General features: G+C 60.8%; 10 protein-coding genes. 4 read left to right on the forward strand and 6 right to left on the reverse strand.

Going from position 1 to position 20,216, the window contains the following annotated elements:
- Positions 1-17: 17 nt before the first annotated feature.
- Positions 18-3,143: a hypothetical protein gene (locus M5B43_RS09675; RefSeq protein ID WP_248749889.1), complete on the forward strand. Its 3,126-nt coding sequence runs from the start codon at positions 18-20 to the stop codon at positions 3,141-3,143.
- Here M5B43_RS09675 and M5B43_RS09680 read toward each other — a convergent pair.
- Both M5B43_RS09680 and M5B43_RS09685 read right to left on the reverse strand, forming a co-directional pair.
- Positions 3,130-6,222 carry a transglycosylase domain-containing protein gene (locus tag M5B43_RS09680; protein WP_248749890.1) on the reverse strand — a complete coding sequence of 1,031 codons (3,093 nt, stop codon included), beginning with the start codon at positions 6,220-6,222 and terminating at the stop codon, positions 3,130-3,132. The genes M5B43_RS09675 and M5B43_RS09680 overlap by 14 nt on opposite strands.
- A gap of 80 nt (positions 6,223-6,302) precedes the next feature.
- Positions 6,303-11,339 carry a hypothetical protein gene (locus M5B43_RS09685; protein WP_248749891.1) on the reverse strand — a complete coding sequence of 1,679 codons (5,037 nt, stop codon included), beginning with the start codon at positions 11,337-11,339 and terminating at the stop codon, positions 6,303-6,305.
- A 450-nt stretch (positions 11,340-11,789) separates the two neighbouring features.
- On the opposite strand from M5B43_RS09685, the gene M5B43_RS09690 reads away from it, so the two are divergent.
- Positions 11,790-13,199, forward strand: a complete 1,410-nt coding sequence (locus M5B43_RS09690; RefSeq protein WP_248749892.1) for an amino acid permease — start codon at positions 11,790-11,792, stop codon at positions 13,197-13,199.
- A gap of 144 nt (positions 13,200-13,343) precedes the next feature.
- Here M5B43_RS09690 and M5B43_RS09695 read toward each other — a convergent pair whose 3' ends face one another.
- Positions 13,344-13,811, reverse strand: a complete 468-nt coding sequence (locus tag M5B43_RS09695; protein ID WP_248749893.1) for an ecotin family protein — start codon at positions 13,809-13,811, stop codon at positions 13,344-13,346.
- A gap of 245 nt (positions 13,812-14,056) precedes the next feature.
- Here M5B43_RS09695 and M5B43_RS09700 point away from each other — a divergent pair, with 245 nt between their 5' ends.
- Positions 14,057-16,081, forward strand: a complete 2,025-nt coding sequence (locus tag M5B43_RS09700) for a M3 family metallopeptidase (protein ID WP_248749894.1) — start codon at positions 14,057-14,059, stop codon at positions 16,079-16,081.
- A 157-nt stretch (positions 16,082-16,238) separates the two neighbouring features.
- Here M5B43_RS09700 and M5B43_RS09705 read toward each other — a convergent pair whose 3' ends face one another.
- From M5B43_RS09705 to M5B43_RS09715, 3 genes are all read right to left on the reverse strand, one after another.
- On the reverse strand, positions 16,239-17,363 hold the full coding sequence (locus M5B43_RS09705) for an OpgC domain-containing protein (RefSeq protein ID WP_248749895.1): 1,125 nt from the start codon (positions 17,361-17,363) through the stop codon (positions 16,239-16,241).
- 133 nt (positions 17,364-17,496) lie between these two features.
- Positions 17,497-17,793, reverse strand: coding sequence for a cupin domain-containing protein (locus M5B43_RS09710; protein WP_248749896.1), 297 nt, complete (start codon positions 17,791-17,793; stop codon positions 17,497-17,499).
- 66 nt (positions 17,794-17,859) lie between these two features.
- Positions 17,860-19,479 carry an FMN-binding glutamate synthase family protein gene (locus M5B43_RS09715; protein ID WP_248749897.1) on the reverse strand — a complete coding sequence of 540 codons (1,620 nt, stop codon included), beginning with the start codon at positions 19,477-19,479 and terminating at the stop codon, positions 17,860-17,862.
- Between the two features lie 204 nt (positions 19,480-19,683).
- Here M5B43_RS09715 and M5B43_RS09720 point away from each other — a divergent pair, with 204 nt between their 5' ends.
- Positions 19,684-20,187, forward strand: coding sequence for a hypothetical protein (locus M5B43_RS09720; RefSeq protein ID WP_248749898.1), 504 nt, complete (start codon positions 19,684-19,686; stop codon positions 20,185-20,187).
- Positions 20,188-20,216: the final 29 nt, after the last annotated feature.

The raw sequence follows: 20,216 nt of genomic DNA on the forward strand, positions 1-20,216 counted from the left end.
TCAGCCGGCAACTGCGGGTGCAACTGCCGATATTGGCCTTGGAATCGAAGATCAAGGGCGAGCACGGTGTGACCCGCAGCGGTTTTCAGCGGGTACTCGCGGCCTTGCAGGCAGGTGCCGCCGAACGCAAGGTCGGTGGGCAGGCTGTCGCGCTGTGGCCGTTGGCGTTCAAGGCTTCGGCGCAGGCCGCACCGGACGTGGTCGCCAACATGTTCATTATTGGGCCGCAACAGGGGCAAGGCGGCCCGCACCTGTTGTACCGGCCACTGTTCAGCCCGATGCTGCAGGAATATGAATCCCTGGAGGCGCTGTTTACGGCGATCAAGACCCCAGGCACCTTGCAGGACAATGTGTTGACCTGGCTTGCGCCTGCGCGCCAGGCGGTCTATGCCAACAATGGCTTTCATGAGCCGCATATTCGCCGCTTTTTACCGGGTGATGAGTTCGGCGTGTATGAGGCGCCGGCACCGGCACAACTGAGCAAACAGGTGGTCACCACCGACCCGGCGGAGCAGGTGTTCAACGCCACGGCCCAGGCACTGGTAGCCCTGGCGGACCGCCAGTCGGTGTCGAATGCCGAGCAGCGTTGGGCCAACTTGAAGCAGGCCGGTTGGCTGCTGTTGGGGACTGTGCTGCCGTTGCTCAACGGGCCGTTGATGCTGGGGGGCTGGCTGGCTCAGTTAGTCGACAGTGTGCAGCGCGATGTCCAGGGGCTGCAGAGTCACGACGGGCAAACCCGGAGTGCGGCCCTCACCGACATGCTGGTGAACCTGATGGCGATTGTGGCCCATCAGGCCACGCCCCAGGATGCCCAGCAGCATTTGGTGCTGGAGCATCCGGTGTTTGCACCTTTGGCGCGTGTCGAACCCACGCAACTGCCTGCGCCGCTCAAGCCTGTTCCCGCCCCTGCGACGTTCTACCCACCCTTTCGCTGGGCCAATGCCCGCGAGGTGCTGACCCCGCAACAGCAGGCGTTGATCCAGCCGTTGCGCCTGAAGACCTTCCCCGAGCCCTGGCCGGTTGCCCTGGACAACGCCGAGCCCAGTGGTGCTACCCAGGGCTTGTTACGCGATACGTCCCATGCGCCCCCGCAATGGCAGGCGTTGGTTCGAGGGGCGCTGTACCGGGTGCAAATCAATCAAGGCGTGGTCCGGGTGGTCAGCGCTGATGGCGCCACCCTTGGGCCTTGGCTCAGGCATCTGGGCCAGGGCCGGTGGGACTTTGACCTGAGACTGCGGTTGGCGGGCGGCAATGCCGACGAGGCGATTGAGCAGGCCCGGCAAGTGCAGCCGGCTGCCCTCGTAGCGCTTGAGGCAGACTATAAAAAAGCGCAGGCGGACCGCGCCCGGGCAAATACCGCGATGCACTTGGCACACACGCTGGCGACCCGGCCCGCCGGGCAAATCACTGACCCGCAACGCACCCAGGCGTGGGAGCGCTATGGTCATGAAATGAGTAACAAGTTCCAGCATGCACAGCGGGAGTTGCAGCTACTCAAGCGCCTGCGGGAATTGGGCCCGCGCCCTGGCTATGAGGTAGAGCTTTGCCAAGCGTTGGAGTCAGTGATTCTGACCGCACAGTTACTGGATGCACAGTCTCGACGACACGTTGTGGACTGCAATGCCAGGCTCAGGCCGCTGTTGGACCGGCTGAGCGAGGAAACCCCGGAAGAGGCCGAATCGGATATCAACCGTCAGGATCACGCGCAACTGAGCACCCTCATGCGTGAGTTGGCGGTAGTACAGGAAAAGGCCATCCGCTGGCGAACCCTGGAGGCCGGGTATCTGGATGAATTGAGCCGTGTTCCCCGGCTCGGTCGGGATAAGGCCCAGAAACTGACGTTAACCGGGCGCCCATTGATACCGGACCTGCAAACCTTGCAACTGACGACCTTGTGGGGCATTTCTATCGATGTTACGGGACCTGAACTCAGCGACGATTTCTTCGACGCTCTCAGCGAAGCCATCAAGCGCGCACGCCGTGCCACTCGCTCTCTGGCGGACTTACAACAACTGCAAACGACGCCGGCAGAACGTATTGAACTGCTGAAGAATATTGACCATGTCTATGCGCAAGTCGACGATCAGATTGAATTCTGGCGCGCCATGGAACCGGAAAAATTCGACCTGGAGTACCTGCAAAAACTGCAGGAGCTGCTTGCCAGCCTGCACCAACAGGTCGAAAAAGAACTGGCGAGCCTCTTGCAACCTGGACCCCAGACAGAACGGCCTAGTGCATCCGCCCCAGTGCCCCAAGGCACCCGGCGTAAACGAATTATCCGTACGCGTAATCACGATATGTATGTGGCGCAGATCAATGAAGCCACGTCATTGGCGCCCGTCACCGCAGAACTGCATGAGGCGGGCGGCGAGCTCATCGGCACGTTTACCGAGGCCCAGGACGGGGTTTGGGAACCGGTGACGCCGACGCCCAGGCCTGATGCGCAGCTGGGTAGCTTGCTGAAAAAGGGCCAGGCACTGCTGGATGATGAGCGTAGAGCGATCCAGCAGGTGGAGGCGTTGATTGAGCGGGCCAACGATCCGTCTTCCCTGGAGTACCTGCTCGAGGCGCAGGCCAATACCCGTCGCTGGACCGCCGAGGCGATTGACCGCAGGCGTCGGGGCATGGAAACCATTCGACTGGTGGCTGCACAACAAACCAAGGCACTGGCGATGGCGCGCGACCTGCGGTTGGCCGAGGCCCGACTGAAGGCCGCCGGGTTGGCGGCACGGGTTAAAGCGACTCGGCTGCGACCCACCACTCAGGACCACGTCGACTTTCTTGAGCGCCACAATGAAGTGCTCATTTACCGCAAGGGGCAGCGCGTACTGCTCAGGGACACGGTTGATGATTACCTGCAGGTGTATGTGGTCGTTGACGCGCGCAATACCGACCGGGCGTTGTGCTATGCCCACTTCCACTACAAAAGAGCCCAGGGGCCGGATGATCATTACGAGGGCGATCCCCACCTCAAGAGCCCGGAGCAGGAGCGCCTGGGACGCCAGGCCCAGGCCAGGGTCGAGGCCGAGGCGTTCACGCGTATGCGCAGTGGCCAGACCGGGCGTGTGCGCCAGACCCTGGAAATTGACCGGGCGAAGATCACGCGGCCTTTTGCCCGACGCCTGTTTTTCAGTGTTGACTAGCCACGGGCTGGCACAGCGTCTGGCTGCCCGGCTTCAAGTACGGCAGCAAAATCGGCGCCATGCCTTTGAGCACTTGCACGGGCAGCGCCGAGGTGAACTTGAAGTTTTGTGCCGAACTGCCCGGCACAAAGGCGGTGAGCGTGCCGAAGTGCCGGTCGCCGATATAGAACACGAAGGTGGCGGTGCGGTTGATCGCCTTGGAACTGAGCACCCGCCCACCGGCGCCGATGGCTTCGATACGGTTGTCGCCGGTGCCGGTCTTGCCGCCCATGGCCAGCGGCGTGCCGTCGTCCAGCTTGAAACTGCCGGCCACACGTTTGGCCGTACCGGCATCCACCACTTGGGACAAGGCCCCGCGCAGTGCTCGCGCCACTTCGAGCGGCATCACCCGCTTGCCTTCGGCAGGGTCGTTGATCACTTGGGTTTCATACGGTGTATCGGCGGCAAAGTGCAGGCTGTCGATACGCACCACCCGCGCGCGTACGCCATCGTTGAGGATGATCCCCATCAATTCCGCGAGCGCCGCCGGGCGATCGCCGGAGCTGCCGATGGCGGTGGCCAGGGACGGCACCAGATGGTCGAAGGGATAGCCCACCGCCTGCCAGCGCTGATGAATATCGAGGAAGGCTTCAACCTCGAGCATGGTCCGGATACGACTGTCGCGAGCGCTCTGATGGCGGCTCTTGAACAGCCAGCTGTAGACTTCCTGGCGCTCGAACTGGCTGGCTTTGACCACCTCGCTGAAGGTCGCCTCGGGATGGTTGAGCAGGTAGCCCACCAGCCACAGGTCCAGCGGGTGCACCTTGGCGATATAGCCCTGGTCGGGCAGGTCATAGGTACCGGGGCCGTAGGCTTTGTAGAGCTTTTGCAGGCGCTCGTCGGTGAGTTTCTCACTGGTTTTGATGCCGTTCAGGTGCGCGCGCACGAACAGGTCGAAGCTGCCCTGGCTGGCGTTGGGTAACAAGTAACGGTGCACGGCGGCCAGGCGGATCGGCGTGGGGCGCAGGCCGTCGAGAAAGGTGTCGAGGCGGGCCTGGGTGTCTTTCTTCTGGTACTTCTTCCAGAACTTGCGCAGGAACGTCGTGCCCTCGCGGTCGGCGAAGTTGGCCAGGTATTCCTGGCGGCGCGGGTCACTGTCGTCCTTGAGCAACTCGGCGCTGTTGTTGGCGCCCGAATAGGTGCTGAAACGCACCAGGTCACGCATCAGGCGAATGAACGGCAGGTTGATCGACTCGCGCAGGGCGTCACGCAGGGTCGGGCTGCGGCCGTTGTCTTCGTTGCGAAAGTTGTGGAAGTGATGCATGCCGCCGCCGGTGAAGAAACCTTCGTTGGGGCTGGCCGAATAAGTGCGGTTGAGGGCGGCGTCGAGCATGTTGGCCAAGGATTTATCCGGTGTCTGGATCAGGTAGTCGACGGCCCAGCGGCTGATGCGGTCCTGTTCGGCGATGTCGACTTTCTTCAGGGCCGCGGGCGCTTGTGCGGCGTACTTGTCGTGCAGCTCGGTGATGATTTGCAGGTAGGTGGTCAGCACTCGCAGTTTGGCCGTGGAGCCCAGTTCGAGTTTGCTGCCTTCGTTGATATCGAAGGGCTGGTCGGTGTTGTCGGTTTGTACGCGTACCCGAGAGCCGTCCGGTGTCAGCTCGAACAGGGTAAAGCTGTAACGCACTTGCGCCGTGTTGGTTGGGGTCAGCAGGCGATCGCCGAGCAGGCCGACCTGGCGTGCGTAATCGGGCTCGGCGAGGCGCTTGAGGTAATCGCTGACCTGGGCCTGCAACGGCGCTTGCAGGGTGCTGGTGGCCGAGAGGTCGAGACGGTCCAGATCGTACAGCGGGCGGTCGAGCAGGGCGGCGAGGCGAGCGCGGGCCATGCTGATGCCTTTGTTCGTCTCGATGGGTTGCACCGTAGGTTGTTGCACCCAGTCGCGATAACTGACTTTGGACGTCAGCGCAGCCTGCAGCAGCGCAGGGGTAACCACACCGTTGTGGGCCAGCAGCCGCAGGTGGCTGTCGGTGAGTTGGGCCAGCTCTTCACGACCTTTGGCCAGGTAGTGAGACGGGCGGCGCTGGGCGATGATCAACGACAACACCTGACGCAGGGCCAGACCTTGCTGGGCATTCACCGGGCCGACCAGCGCCTGGTTGACCTGGTTGAAGTCGGCGCCGTACCACACCCGCAGACCCTCGGCCAAGCCGTGCACTTCGCCATGGCCAGGCACTGCCGACAGCGGCACGCTGTTGAGGTAGTCACGCAGGATATTCTGCCGCGCCGGTAAGGTTTGCGGCCCGTTGCGATAGGCACGCACGGCGGCGGAAAACATCTGCCGCAGTTTCTCGCCGCCCGACACGGTCAGGCCATCGGGAGAGTGGCGGTATTTTTCCAGCTGCGTGGCCAAGGTGCTGCCGCCGGCACTCTGTCCTGGCAGGTGCAACACCTTGGCCACTTGTGACCACGCGGCGTTGGCAAAGCGCGGCCAGTCCACGGCAGGGTTGGCCTGGGGTTGAGTGGGGTCGAGCAGGTCGCGATTTTCAATGAACAACAGGCTGTTGACCACCAGGGGAGGAATAGCGTCGAAGCGCTCATACAACTGTTGCGGGTACTTGTACTGGTAGAGCGGCACGGCGCGGCAATCGGTGATGGACAGCCCGGCCTGGATCTTTTCCGCGTAGGGCACGAACAGGCCCTTGGCGCTGTAGTCCATCAATTGCGGCGAAAAGCGTGCCTGGGCCTCGATCACATAACCACGCTTGAGCAAGCGCGGCAGGAAGGTGCCGAGCTCGCTGTAACCCAGGCGTCGGTCGAACGGGCCGGCACCGGGATAAATCATGGCATCGCTGGGGCCAGGTTGTACCTGGTAGGTCAGGGAACGCGCCAGGCGGCTGAGTTCCTGGGCTTGCAGGCGTGAGGTGCGCATTTCTTTGGCGGTGGCAAACCCGAGGGCCACCAGCGCCATCAGCACGATCAACCAGAACAGGCGCCGCACATAGCGGGGCCGGGGTTTATTTTTGGGTAAAGGCGCTGGGTCCGGACTGCCTTGTAGTTTCGCAGCCTTGCTTGATTCGGTTTGCCACAGTGCGCCCATAGTCGATTGACCCCTGCACGCAGATTGATCGGACTTGCCTGAAGCTTAGTCGCGGGTAGCCGGTTGGGGAAAAAATGTGTTCATGGCACCGGATACTTAATGCTGGTCTCCAGTATGTGCAGCCAGGTCGGGTCATTGGCCGGTGCCCAGCGCCGGCTCACGCCATCATGGAAAAACACCATCTTGTCCTCCAGGTACCAGACGGTCATTTTTATCTTCAGTTGCCGTAGATAGTCCTGCGCCCGACATGTAATTGAAGCCCAGGGGTCGCAGATAGACAGGTTCGCCCAGCCGGCGCCCTGGAAATCCAGGGTCTGGGTCAAGCCCGCAGGGACCGTACCCACCACCACAAAGGTATGGCCCCGGCAGCTCCACACATGAGCGACGCCGCCATTGGTTCGGATCATTTCACACGCCACATGGGCCATCTGGTCACAATTGCCGGCACCGGTCTTGAGAATGACCTCGGTGTAGTTCGGGTGACCGATCTTGCTGTACTCCCACATCACCACGGGTTCAGCTTCTTGCAGTCGCAGCATTTCTTGCGGGGTTTCACCTACGACGTTGGCGGATCTCAGGCCGGTCCTCTCCAGCATGGCTTGAGTGCTGGCGTTGGCTTGCTCGGCGAGGTACTGATTGTGCTGGGCGCCCAGGCCGGGGTTTGGCGGCCAGATGTCCAATTGGACCGGGCGCGAGGCGACGCTGATGTCCAGGCGTCGCCCGTTATCCGAGGCATTGAGCAGCAATTCGCGCTGTTTCATGACACTCAGGGTGCTGGCTTTCTGGCGGATTTTCTCGATTTTTGCGGGCAAGAATCCGCGCTTGTTTAACTGCCGGTACAGGACTTCGAGGGTCGGCAGTGTCACCAGCGGTTGGTCGGGAATCATCCCACCTGCGCGTAAAAACTGCATTTTGGTGTCGCAATAGGCCCTGATCAGGGCTGTGTCGTCGCCACCTTGGCTGAAATCCAATTGGTGGAATTGCAAGGTGTTGGCGCCGCTGGGCGTTGCATTTGTCCGGTAAAAAACCCCCACATCGGGCTCGGCCACCCAGTAAGGCGTTGTCGTGTTGGGGAGGGTGATCTCCAGCGCCCGGAGGGTTCGGCGGTCATTGATGAGGTTTACCAGCCCGTCGATTTCCACCACTTGGGTTTTACGGGTGAGCAGGTTGTCCAGGTCGTCTTCGGGCAAGCCGAACTGTGGTTCGTTGTCTATGCGCCTGCCGCTGACCTGTTGTTGGTAGATCAATGCAGAGGGTTGGGGGTGAGGGATCAGCTCGAAGACGTCGTAGTGCGGGGTGACATCATGCACGTTTCGGTAATAGACCAACTGGCGTTTGTTGCCATCCACCATCGGTGCCGGCTGGATGCGAATATGGTCGAGGGCCTGGACTCGGCGTCTATGAATCGAGTCCTTAAAGGCATACAGCCTTTTGGTGAAACAGATGAGGGGCACTCCCGGGCTGCGCTTTGCTCTGCCGGCGGGGCAGACCGTGTCGAAGTGCTCGGTGAGCTTGGCATGGGCCACTGAGGTGAGCTCGTCCAGATGGCTGGGGTGCGTATGGGACAAACGCCAGACGCGGCCTTGGTCCAACAAGTCGGTCGCGTCGACGCGTTGAATGAGCACGGGCGTCGTGTCGAAAAAGGCTTCTACAACGAGCGCTTTGTAGCCGTCGGCGAAGCTGACCGGGGTGATGGCCATCGTGGTGTCCAGTTGCAAACCCTCCAGCGCGGGACCGTAGGGCCTTGCACTGAAGGGGTCAAAGGCATGCCAGGCGTTGGCGCGCCTGATCGCCAGCACGGGCGTCAACCCCTCAGGGTGCATCAGAACGCCAGGCCTGACGTCGGCGCGGTTGATCAGCCGGGCGTAATCCATCGTCGCCCCGTGGGCCAGCCGTTGTTGGGCATGACGCAGTGCGCCTGCCAGTGCCCGCTGGCCAGAGTGGTTTAACTTGGCCAGACCATAGGTCGTCAGGCGCACCAGCGACGGCACTGCCTCCAATGGGTTGATCAGCTCATTGATAAAGGTGGCACTGAGTTTGGTCAGGTGCAGCAGTTTCAAGTAGGCCGGTGCGGGCTTGATCAGGCGGCTCCAGCCACTGGTAATAAAGCCTTTGGTCGGCATGATCAAGCCAAGCATGTCGAAGAAACAGCCGAGGGTGCCATCGAGTACACGCTTGATTTCCCCTGACGCGAGGTCGTGGCCGCAGGTCCAGAAAGGTATGAAGCCCAGTAGCGCCTCTGACAGCCGCTTGCTGTTTTTTTCCCGCTCTTCATGGAGGGTCAAGCCTTTGGCCTGGGCCACCCAAATGTCGATATCGATGAAAAAGTGGTGATTGACGATGGTGCTCGCCAACGTGAGGTTTCTTGGCGAGTCGAACACCAGCGGACGGGCAGTGGCCGGTAGCCCTGCGAAGTGGCCAAGTCGATCCACGATAACGGTGCAATACTTGCCAGGTGTGGGTGGGCGGCCTTTGAAGTAGGCGTCCTCATCAATGGCCAAGCGACTGCCCTCCTGCAAATACGCGATCGGTCGTGTGCTGTGGGGGGAGCCGGTGGTGACTTTGAGCGGGCGGCCTCCCAGTTCCAGCACGGTGGGGAGGCGGGTGTTTTGTTGCACCTGGTTGAGCAGGGGAAACAGTTCGTAGTCATGAACGGTATTGCCTGCCGTACAACGCAGGATGAAGCCGAAGCGGCCGGTACGGGCCATTTTCTCCCCGGGCCCTTCCTCGATCAGCGGCTTGTTGGCGGCTTGCCTCACCACGAGCAGTTGTACCGCCCCCTCGTGTAAGCGCTTGCGGTCGGCCAGAGGTAACTGCGACAGTAGGTAACTGATCGCTCGGAGATAGGCTTCTTTGAGTCGTTGGGTGTAAGCCCCCGCGGCCTCGCTGAACAGCGCGTTGACATCGCGCAACCGGCCAAAGTTTTTTTTCAGCGTGGTGAGGTCGAGTTCGGGTTCGGTTGAGCGCCATTTATCGTCAAAGGGTTGCAGGTGGCCGCCCATATGCAGATCCACCAACGACTGAAGCTTTACGCCCGTGGTCGGCCTGTAGGAGGGGAGCCGAGAGGGGCCTTGCCCTTCTTGCAGGCATTTTTTCTTCAGCCCGCGGTGGTTGGGGAAGACGCGTTTAAGGTCATTCAAGGCCAGGCGGCGGCGTGGGATGAGCGTGCTGCGCAAGGTTTCGGCTGCGTCGTGCAAGGTCTTTATACGGGCTTTCAGGCGCTCTTTGACGGTGTCGATTGCATTGGGTCGATAGGTCTGCGCAGGTTGCAGTTCGCCTTGGACGATTGCCCAGTCGATCAGGCTGGCGGTGGCGTAATACTCGCGCCACCAGCGCTCCTGGTCCGTCGCAGGCGCCTGGGTGGCGAGGGCGATGATATCGCTGAACGCCAGCTGTCGTGTTGACCCGCAGGCGAGCTCTTCTGCCAGCATCACGCCTTGTTTGAACAGCATCCAGGCGTGGGAGGTCATGAAGTACAGCGAATCAGGTATGCCTTGCACCAAGAATTCCGGTGCGATACCGGCCAGCAACAGGTGCGCGGCCAACGCTGTGGATTGAGAGGTAGCCACACCGACTTCGATCAGGTGCAGCTCAAGTGAGCGGCGCAGGTCTGCATAACGACGTCCATGGTAATCGCTGTGGTTCAGGTTCAGGCCGGCGAGGGTGTATCGCGCTTGTGCGGCCTGTGGGTCGAGACTCAGGATCAGCGCGGCAAGGACCAATGCGTCTCGGCTGGCGTTGCTGGTCGCTTCACCGGGGGCGTGGCCAAACCAGCCCACGGCGCCGAGCAACGAGTCGGCCAGCGTCTGCGCACGGGGAGTGGCAAGCAATTGTTGCAGTTGCCCATCCGGTGGCCCAGGCGGCAGATCGGCGGCCAGCAGGTTGAACAAACCGGGGCTGGGTTGTGGGACGAACGTGGCGCTGATCTGGATCACCTCGGCGCGTTGTTCGGTTGAAAGGGTCAGTGCACCCGGTAGTGGCATACCCAGCGCTGCCCAGTAATTGCCCAACGGGGGGCTAGCGAGCCGGGTGGTTTCGAGGCGTTGTCGATACTGCCGCAAGGCGACGTCGGAATGCGCCAGATCATTCACGGGCGGCACCGGCACCGGTTCGCTGCGCCGCAGTTGTTCCATCAGCTCCCAGGCCGCCTCGCGATTATCCGGCAACGGCAGGTCGTGCAAGCTGAGCAACTGGGCGAGGCTGAATTGGCCGTCCTGATGGACGAACAGGTTCATGGCCGAAGCGCAGGCTTGCAAGCGTTCAAGGCGATCGCCCAGCGGCAGCTGCGACAGTTGTTCATGGCTGATGTCCACCCGTTGACCCCAGGGGCCGGCGCCTCTGATCGAGTGTTGCTGGTGGTCAAATTCGTACAGGCCTTGGGTCAGTGCATCGGGGCGAGTCAAGGCGAGAAACTGCGGATGCTCAGTGATCTCCCCGAGTAACGTGGCGGCGGTCTTCATGGTCACGGCCCAGAACGAGCCGCAAGCCAGCGGGAGTCGGCAGCGATACACACTCAACAGGTTGAATGTGTGTTCGTTCAGGTCGTCTTCGACGATCTGTGCGTGCAGTGCATTGGCTGCCGCGTGCAGATCCTGATTCAGTCGCCCGAACGCGTGCGCGAGCGCAGGTTCGGTCTTACCCAGTGCGTCAATCAGCACGCCGCGTTGGGCAGGCGTAGTCGGTTGGGGGCAGCCCTGGAACCGCAGCACTTGGCGGGCGCTCAGTGACAGGTTTGCGCCAGGATAGGCCAGGCCGAAGGCATCTGGGTCGATGATCTGGGCGATGGCCAGGATGGGCGGCGCGAGCTGCTGCCAGCCGCTGGCATCCGCATCGGTGAAGGTGGCACCGTTGGCATACAGAGTGCCGTTGCGCACGTTCACTTCCATCGGGTTGAAACGCCGCTGCCCGGCCCAGGCCACGAAAGAGGGGCGGTCGAGCGCTTGGCGATAGAGCACAAGCCAGCGGCCGAGGGCGCAGTGGGCCGGCACCGTGATTGAGTCTGCGGGGGCGTAGGGTTCGGTCTTAAGGTGTGCGATTAAGGTGTTCAGCAGTTGCCGGTCGCCTTCCCGGCGCGGGGAGGGGGCCGGCTGCTCAGGTGGGGTGGTCAATTCAGTCATCCATGAAGTCTCGTTAAGGTGATGACTGAGCGTGCCGGTTGCGGGCGCAGTCTTCATCGGGACCTTTCGCCTTTTTCCAGGGTTTGTATCGCTATGGCGTGAAAGCCTTGAGATAGAGCCCCTCGCAGTGACCATTGGGCGATGGTAGGGGCATGACGATGCACCCTGGCTGTGCAATACTCGCCGCCGTTTCGCCTCGTGGTCTTTCACGCTTGGCTAGGTAATGCCCCTCCATAAACCGGCTTTTTCCCGCGAAATACCGCTGAAATTGGCGTGTTTTATAGTGAAAGACCCTGTCTCCAGGTTTTTATACTGCATGCCCCGCTGATCTTGCCCGGCAAGAAGGGCCCGTCCATGAGGCGGCCCCGGTTTCGACAAGGGCGCAGGCTTACCGGCCTGCACCCCGCAAACTCGACGGACAATCCAATAACAAAATGAGGTTGTACCCTTATGCCAGTAGGCAACCCACTGCCCCATGGCGAGACCGTTCAAGGCGGCCCGCTCAAACGCGAACTCGGTGAACGGCATATTCGCCTGATGGCCCTCGGCGCCTGTATCGGTGTCGGCTTGTTTCTCGGCTCGGCCAAGGCCATTGAAATGGCCGGCCCGGCGATCATGCTGTCGTACATCATTGGCGGCCTGGCGATCCTGGTGATCATGCGCGCCCTCGGCGAAATGGCGGTGCACAATCCCGTCGCCGGCTCGTTCAGTCGTTATGCCCAAGACTATCTTGGCCCATTGGCCGGTTTCCTGACCGGCTGGAACTATTGGTTCCTGTGGCTGGTGACCTGCGTGGCGGAAATTACCGCCGTGGCCGTGTACATGGGCGTCTGGTTCCCCGACACCCCGCGCTGGATCTGGGCCCTGGCGGCGTTGATCAGCATGGGCACGATCAACTTGATCGCGGTCAAGGCGTTCGGTGAGTTCGAGTTCTGGTTTGCCCTGATCAAGATCGTCACGATCATTGCCATGGTCATCGGCGGCGTCGGCATCATCGCGTTTGGTTTTGGCAATGACGGCGTGGCGCTGGGTATTTCCAACCTGTGGGCCCACGGCGGCTTTATGCCCAACGGCATCACGGGCGTGTTGATGTCCTTGCAGATGGTGATGTTCGCCTACCTGGGCGTGGAGATGATCGGCCTGACCGCCGGTGAGGCGAAGAACCCGCAGAAGACCATCCCCAGTGCCATCGGCTCGGTGTTCTGGCGCATCCTGCTGTTCTACGTGGGGGCGTTGTTCGTGATCCTGTCGATCTACCCATGGAATGAAATCGGCACCCAGGGCAGCCCATTCGTGATGACCTTTGAGCGACTGGGTATCAAGACGGCTGCCGGCATCATCAACTTCGTGGTGATTACCGCCGCGTTGTCGTCGTGCAATGGCGGCATCTTCAGCACCGGGCGCATGCTCTACAGCCTGGCGCAAAACGGCCAGGCACCTGCCACGTTCGGCACCACGTCGAGCAACGGCGTACCGCGCAAGGCGCTGCTGTTGTCGATTTTCGTGCTGTTGCTGGGCGTACTGCTCAATTACATGGTCCCGGAAAAAGTCTTTGTGTGGGTCACTTCCGTTGCCACGTTCGGCGCGATCTGGACCTGGTTGATGATCCTGCTGGCCCAGCTCAAGTTCCGCAAAAGCCTGAGCCCGGCTGAGGTGGCGGGGCTCAAATACCGCATGTGGTTGTACCCGGTCAGTTCCTACCTGGCGCTGGCGTTCCTGATGCTGGTGGTGGGGCTGATGGCGTACTTCCCCGATACCCGTATCGCACTGTACGTCGGCCCGGTGTTCCTGGTGCTGCTGACGGTGCTGTTCTACGCGTTCAAGTTGAAGCCGACGGGGGCGCTGGCGCGTTCTGCCTGAACGAGGCGCTCCGGCCGCGGGCTAGTACGCTGCGCGCTGTCGTGGGCCGCCGGCAAGTAAGCTCAAGGCCGGTTTTGGGCGCGAGTGACGCGGTAAAAAACCTTCAACCGATGCTGAGGTTGAAGGTCTCCCATTTGAGCGGAATCAGTCGTGGGCGACGGCGGGTTTCTCGTGGACCTCGTACCACAGGTCAATGTCTTTGTGTGCGTGGATCACGATCGGTTTATCGCTGCTGTACTCAAGCATGTTGTCCCCTAGTAGCCATAGCGGGCGTGCTCTTCCCGGTACGAGCCGGCATCGAAGCCTTGGGGTAAATTCGTTGTCAGGGGTTTCGATCTGGAAATAGCCCGCTGGTGTCGCGGCAATCCTGCCGACCAGATGGGGTTCGCTGACGTGTAAGACCTGTGCTCTGCAGTCGCCCTTCACGGTGATGTTTGCCCGGATCGCGACGACAAGACTCTCTGCGTCGTCGCGTTCTTCCAGCCAGAAAATATGTTTTCGATAGGGGTCTTTGACGGGGGCATTTTCTGGACTATCAACAGCGTCCGTTGAATGCAGTGCCGCCAGAACGGTAGTGACTATTTCGGAAATGACATGTGGCGTGATGTCCATGGTTTGTCTCGTCCTTTGAGTGTTGTGAACTGCAAGGCGATTTAATCGCTCAACGCTCCTTGGAGAGCGTTAGATACTTGTATGCCTGCCGCCCCTGAGGCCAGACATCGCGAGCACTGCGCCTGTGCATAACACGGGGCATCCGGTTTTGCGCCTTAGCGCTTTGCTCATATCTATCTATCCCTCCAACGATAATTCATTCCCTAGGCTGGCTGCTTCGACTGCTACCTTTGAAGAGTGACTTCATGTCTGAAAGCAATCCACTGCTACTGCCCTACGACTTGCCACCGTTCTCAGCCATCCGAGCAGAACACTTGGTGCCCGCCATTGAGCAGATCATCGCGCAGAGCCGCAACACCACCGCCACGATCATTGCCAGCCAGGCGTCATTCCCTACCTGGGACGACCTGGTACAAGCCGTGGAGGAACTGGAGGCACGCCTGGATGGCGTTCTCAAAGTCATTGAACTGCTTGACTCTATTCCCCAAGAGCCGACTTGGCAGCAGGCATCGCACCGCAGTTATGAGCTTGCAGTGCAGTACAGCGCCGAGCTGGCCGCGAACAATGACCTGTATCAGCTCCACCGCCAACTTGCCGATAGCCCGATCGCAGCCCTTTTCAATCAACAACGCCAAAGTGCGTTGCGTAAAATACTGCGCAAGTACCACTTGGCTGGCCTTGATCTTTCGCCTGAGCAGCAGCACCGGCTGAAAGCGTTGAACCTGCAAATCGACGCGTTCAGTCAGGAGTTCCTGCGCCGCGTGAGAGACTCCAACGACGCATGGCGTAAGCACATCCAGGACAAGGCGCTGCTGAGCGGGCTGCCTGATACCGCCCTGGCACGCATGGAGGTTGCGGCTCGGGACGCAGGGCTGGAGGGTTGGTTATTAACCCTTTGCGCGCAGTCCTTTCAGGATGTGATGAGCTACGCCAACCATCGAGCCTTACGCCAGGAAGTGCTGGTGGCTTACTACAGTCGTGCCGTGGGTACTGGCCCTGACGCCATTGCTACCGACAATGAGCCGGTTCTGACAGTGTTGCTCGACACTCGTCACCAGAAAGCACAACTGCTGGGTTATGCCAACTTCGCCGAACTGGCACTGGTGGAACAAATGGCGGAGTCGACCGATGAGGTCACTGCATTTCTTCATCAACAGGTTGATCAGGCACGCACGACATTTGCCCATGAGACACAACAACTGCAACGTTATGCCGCGCAGCAGGGGGGCGATGCTCTGGAACCCTGGGATTACGACTATTTCGCGGAAAAAATTCGCCAGGGCGTGGCTGGCGTCTCCCGAGACGTAGTGCGCAATTACTTCCCGTTGGACACGGTGCTGCAACGCTTGTGCTCGTTCACCAAAACGCTGTTCGGCGTTGAGCTGATCGAACAAACCACGGTTGATACCTGGCATCCGGATGTGCGGGTATTTGAACTCAGGGAGTACGCGGAGCCGATTGGGCATTTGTTTATTGACCCTTATCGCCGCGTGGCGGGCGGCGAGATTGGCGCCGCCTCGGGCTTGCGTAATCACCGCATGACCGCCGAGGGGCGTCCACAGCGGCCGATAGCCGTGCTACGCAGCCAGTTGCCACGACCGACAGCGACCCAGCCTTGCTTGCTGGATCATCTGCAATTGAGGGTCTTGTTGCATGAGTTCGGCCACTGCCTGCAGCATTTGTTGACCGCCGCTCCCTATCGGGCGATTTCGGGTATGGGCCAGTTAAGCCACGATACGACAGAGTTTTTCGGCCAGGTGCTGGAGCAATTCTGCTTTACTGCACCCTGCCTGATCTGGCTGTCCGGCCATTTCCAGACGGGAGATCCCTTGTCTGACGATATGGCCAATCAAATGAGCCGATGGGTTCGCACCCAGACCAGCCACGAGACTGCCAGTGTCTTGCTCACGGGCCTCGTCGACTTCGAGTTGCACCGTACCTACGGCGACGGGCGTACACCTCATGAGGTTTTCACCCACGCCAACGTTGAAGTCGGGCATTTGCAGTGGCCTGATGGCACCCGCCCGGTCAACAGCTTCGAACAACCGATGGGGAGCTATGGGGCCAGAATGTATTCCTACCTGTGGTCCGGTGTCCTGGCCCGCCAGGCTTTTGAACGGTTTGAGCGTGATGGCCTGTTCAATCCAGAGACCGGCAAAGCCTTCCGTGACGCGTTCATCACGGAGGGGGATACCCGTACGCTGTTGAACTCACTTGCGCTTTTTCGGGGGGAAGGCGCGCGATGCGACAAGCATTCCACCGGTGCATGAAGCGCGGGTGCATAGGTAGCCCCTGGGCTGAATCCTGAAACGCCAGAGTGATCTTCTCAGCTCACTCACGGCTGCTCACTTGCGCAGCCAAGCCAGCGATTCACCCTGATCTGGGACGCTCATTACCGAACGCCATGCCAAGGGCAAGGCAAGCCGTTCAGGCCGTGGCGGCCTGTCTCGGTTGATTCAGACGCTTGTTGAATTCTAGCCATGCCGCCAGCAACGCCATCACGCCAGTCCCCACCAGCGCGGTGTAGATCTGCATGGCGAAAGCATCACCGGTCAGGGCGTTGAGCATGTCCGCCAACGGCGCCAGCAGCACGCCCAGGCAGAACACTTCCAGTGAATAACGCCCCATCCGGCAGGTTTGCTGCGCCAGCCAGTTTTGCGTCCAGGCGCGCCCCGGCAAGAGTTTGGCGGTGACATAGGCCAGTGCCAGGAAATGCAGCAGGCGCACGGGCGACAGGTCGGTCTTGCTGATCGGGTACAGCCGCTCGCTGAGGGCCGACGGCATGAAGGCGTCGTGGATCTCGGGCCAGCGCCAGGCGATGGTGATCACACCGGCGGCCAGCGTGTAGAGCGCCGCCATGACGAACAACGGCTGGCGCAGCAGTGGCCGATTGTCCTGCGGGCGTGGCTGTTGGCTACGGATCGCCGCTGCGCCTCCCAGCACAAACAGCAACTGCCAGGTGACCGGGTTGAAGTACCACACACCGTCGGCAATTGCCGCCAGGTTCCATCCCAGGTGAGGTGCCAGCAGGTACACCCCCAGCGACACGGCCACCACCGTCCAGGTGCGGCTCAGGAGCAGGGGCAGTACCAGCGGCAGCCCGGCCAACAGCACGATGTACAGCGGCAACGGGTCCATCAGGTTGGGTTTGAAGCGCAGCAGCAGCTCATCGACCAGGGCTTGTTGTGGGTGGGCGACGAAGTGCGTCAGGCCCATCTCTGCAACCAGGTCGCGGGTTTCCACATGGCTGTTGGCGAAGAACACGATGCCCATCAACATCGCCAGCAGGAAGATATGCACCACGTACAACACCCAGGTGCGACGCAGGATCTTCAGGCAAGCCATCCAGTAACCCTCGCGCTGCAGGACCTTGCCGTAGGCCAGCACCGAGGCGTAGCCGGCAAGAAACACAAACACTTCAGCCGCATCGCTGAAGCCGATATTGCGCAGGGTGATCTGGCCGAGTGGGTTGTGGGGGACGTGATCCCAGAAAATGAAGATCAACGCCAGGCCCCGAAAAAAATCGATGCGTGGGTCGCGTCCGTTCAGCATGGCTGCGGGCTCTTGTACAAATAAGTTTAGTAATGACAGGTGCAGGGCGCAGTTGTCCCACGCCGCACGTCGGGCGGGCGCAGGTTGGCGGTATTTGTAAGCAATTGCAAAGGCGGGATATTACTGAATGTCTCTAGACATCGATGATCACCAACGTGCCTTGGCTGCCGGCGAGTACGGCATGGGGGATACCGGCTTGCACGAGGTACATCTGGCCGGCTTCCACGCGGATTTCTTGGTGATCGATGCGCAGGCGTAACTGACCGCTGATCACCAACAAGCCTTCGTTGTAATCATGAGTTTCTTGCGCATACGCCTGCTCATCCATGCGCAGCACCTTGATCCGCGCCGGGCCGACCTGGCCCAGGCGTTTGGATTTCCAGCTTTCAGGCAATTGCTCGGCGATGCCGGCGAAGTCCAGTAACGGCATGTGAATCTCCTGGTTTTCAACGATGCCGTCGGTGGTCCGGTTCAGCGGGTAATGATCTGCAAATGGTTACGCAGCAACGACCTCATGCGGCTCAAAACTATCGGCCCGTGCCATCTGCCACATGCGCGAATAAAACTCGCCATTCACTTCACCCGTGAGCAATTCACCGGGCTTCAAGAACACATGCAACTGCGAGAACAGCTTGATTTCAGTCGCCGACATGCGTCGCACCAAGTGCTTGGCCGACAGCTGCGACGGATGATCCAGGCCGGCGGCGGCGAGCATTTCCGCCAGCGCTTTGAGGGTGTTGCGGTGGAAATTGAACACGCGCTGGGCCTTGTCGGGCACCACCAGGGCTCGCTGGCGCAGTGGGTCCTGAGTGGCGACGCCGGTCGGGCATTTGTTGGTGTGGCAGCTTTGCGACTGGATGCAGCCGATAGCGAACATAAACCCGCGTGCCGAGTTGGCCCAGTCGGCACCGATGGCCAGGACGCTGGCGATATCGAAGGCGCTGACGATCTTGCCGCTGGCGCCGAGCTTGATCTTGTCGCGCAGGTTCAGGCCCACCAAGGTGTTATGCACGAACAACAGACCCTCACGCAGTGGCACGCCGATATGGTCAGTGAACTCCACCGGTGCGGCGCCGGTGCCACCTTCCTTGCCATCGACCACGATAAAGTCCGGGAGGATGCCAGTTTCGAGCATGGCCTTGGCGATGCCCATGAACTCCCAGGGGTGGCCGAGGCAGAACTTGAACCCCACGGGTTTGCCGCCGGACAGTTCGCGCAGCTGGGCGATGAACTGCATCATCTCGATCGGCGTGGAAAACGCGCTGTGGCGCGACGGCGAGATGCAGTCTTCACCCATCATGATGCCGCGGGTATCGGCGATTTCCTGGGTGACCTTGTGCTTGGGCAGGATGCCACCGTGGCCGGGCTTGGCACCCTGGCTCATCTTGATTTCGATCATGCGCACTTGCGGGTTTTGCGCCTGCACGGCGAAGCGTTCCGGGTCGAAACGGCCATCGCTGGTGCGGCAACCGAAGTAGCCGCTGCCCAGTTCCCAGGTCAGGTCGCCGCCATTCTCGCGGTGGTAGGGGCTGATGCTGCCTTCGCCGGTGTCATGGGCAAAGTTGCCGAGCTTGGCGCCTTGGTTCAGGGCGCGGATCGCATTGGCGCTCAACGAACCGAAGCTCATGGCCGAGATGTTGAACACCGACGCCGAGTACGGCTGTTTGCACTGCGGGCCGCCGACCATCACGCGAAAGGCGCTGGGGTCGCTCAGCGGCGCCGGGCGCATGGAGTGGCCGATAAATTCGAAGCCCGACTGGTAGACGTCGATCAGGGTACCGAAGGGTTTGTCGGCGGATTCATTCTTGGCGCGCGAGTAAACCAGCGAGCGCTGGGCCCGGGAGAAGGGCAGGGCGTCGCTGTCGGACTCCAGCAGGTACTGGCGAATTTCCGGGCGAATGGCCTCCACCAGGTAGCGGATATTGCCCAGGATCGGGTAGTTGCGGCGCACGGCGTGGGGGCTTTGCAGCAGGTCGAAAATGCCGATCAGGCTGAGGATGCCGGTGACTAGGGTGATGGGCCATAGCCAGTCATGTTCGACAAAGGGCAGGCTGGCGAGGGTGAAAATGACGCACACGGCAAAGAAGGCGTAACGGCTTAGTAACGACAGGCTCATACGGTTTTCCTTGGTTCGGACTCTTCAGGTCGATCCGGCATTCTGCGCCCGTTCTGAAACCGAGGACAACAATTGAAGGCTCTGGGACGTCATTTGCGTGCCGACAGCGCGGCGAGGGAACTGTTTGCAGAGTGATGGCCACTATCCAGGCAGGGCGCCTGTTGCTCACGGGATGCCAATTAACGCACTTGGAGTCAATGAGTCATGCTCAACGTACCTTTTTTTGTTTCCCCTAAACCTTTCATTAATGACATGCCCATTCTCCAGCCTGTGGGGCATCAGCAAGATGGCGCGCGCGAAGGGGCGTTTGTGCAGAAAACACAGTGGGCCGACGATCATCAGCGCGACGCGCCCTACCCGAACTCCGCTGAAACCCAGTCGCTTGAGCTTCGGCGGTCTGTCGCTGAGGGGGGCAAGAACCTGTGGTTTATCCCGGGGCTGAGCAACATGATGCAAGGCGCTGGCAACGCCGGACCCGGCGCTGATGCCTTTATCAGCGGTGCGCTGGACGGCTTTCGTAAAACCTGCGAAGACGGCTTTGGCAAGGCGTTTCTCGGGGCGGCCACGGGGGATTACAGTGCGGTCGCCAAAGGCTACTGCGATGCGCTGAGAAAGAACGAGGCCACGCCGGGGGTCGTCAAGAGACTACTGAATCAGGGGGATGAGCTAACAAACCTGACCACTGCTGCGTTCCGGCTGATGAAGTGAGGAGCGCCACAACTCTGCTGGCTCGAGCC

It is taken from the genome of Pseudomonas sp. MWU15-20650 (assembly GCF_023242475.1).
In the GTDB taxonomy this organism is placed as follows: Bacteria; Pseudomonadota; Gammaproteobacteria; order Pseudomonadales; family Pseudomonadaceae; genus Aquipseudomonas.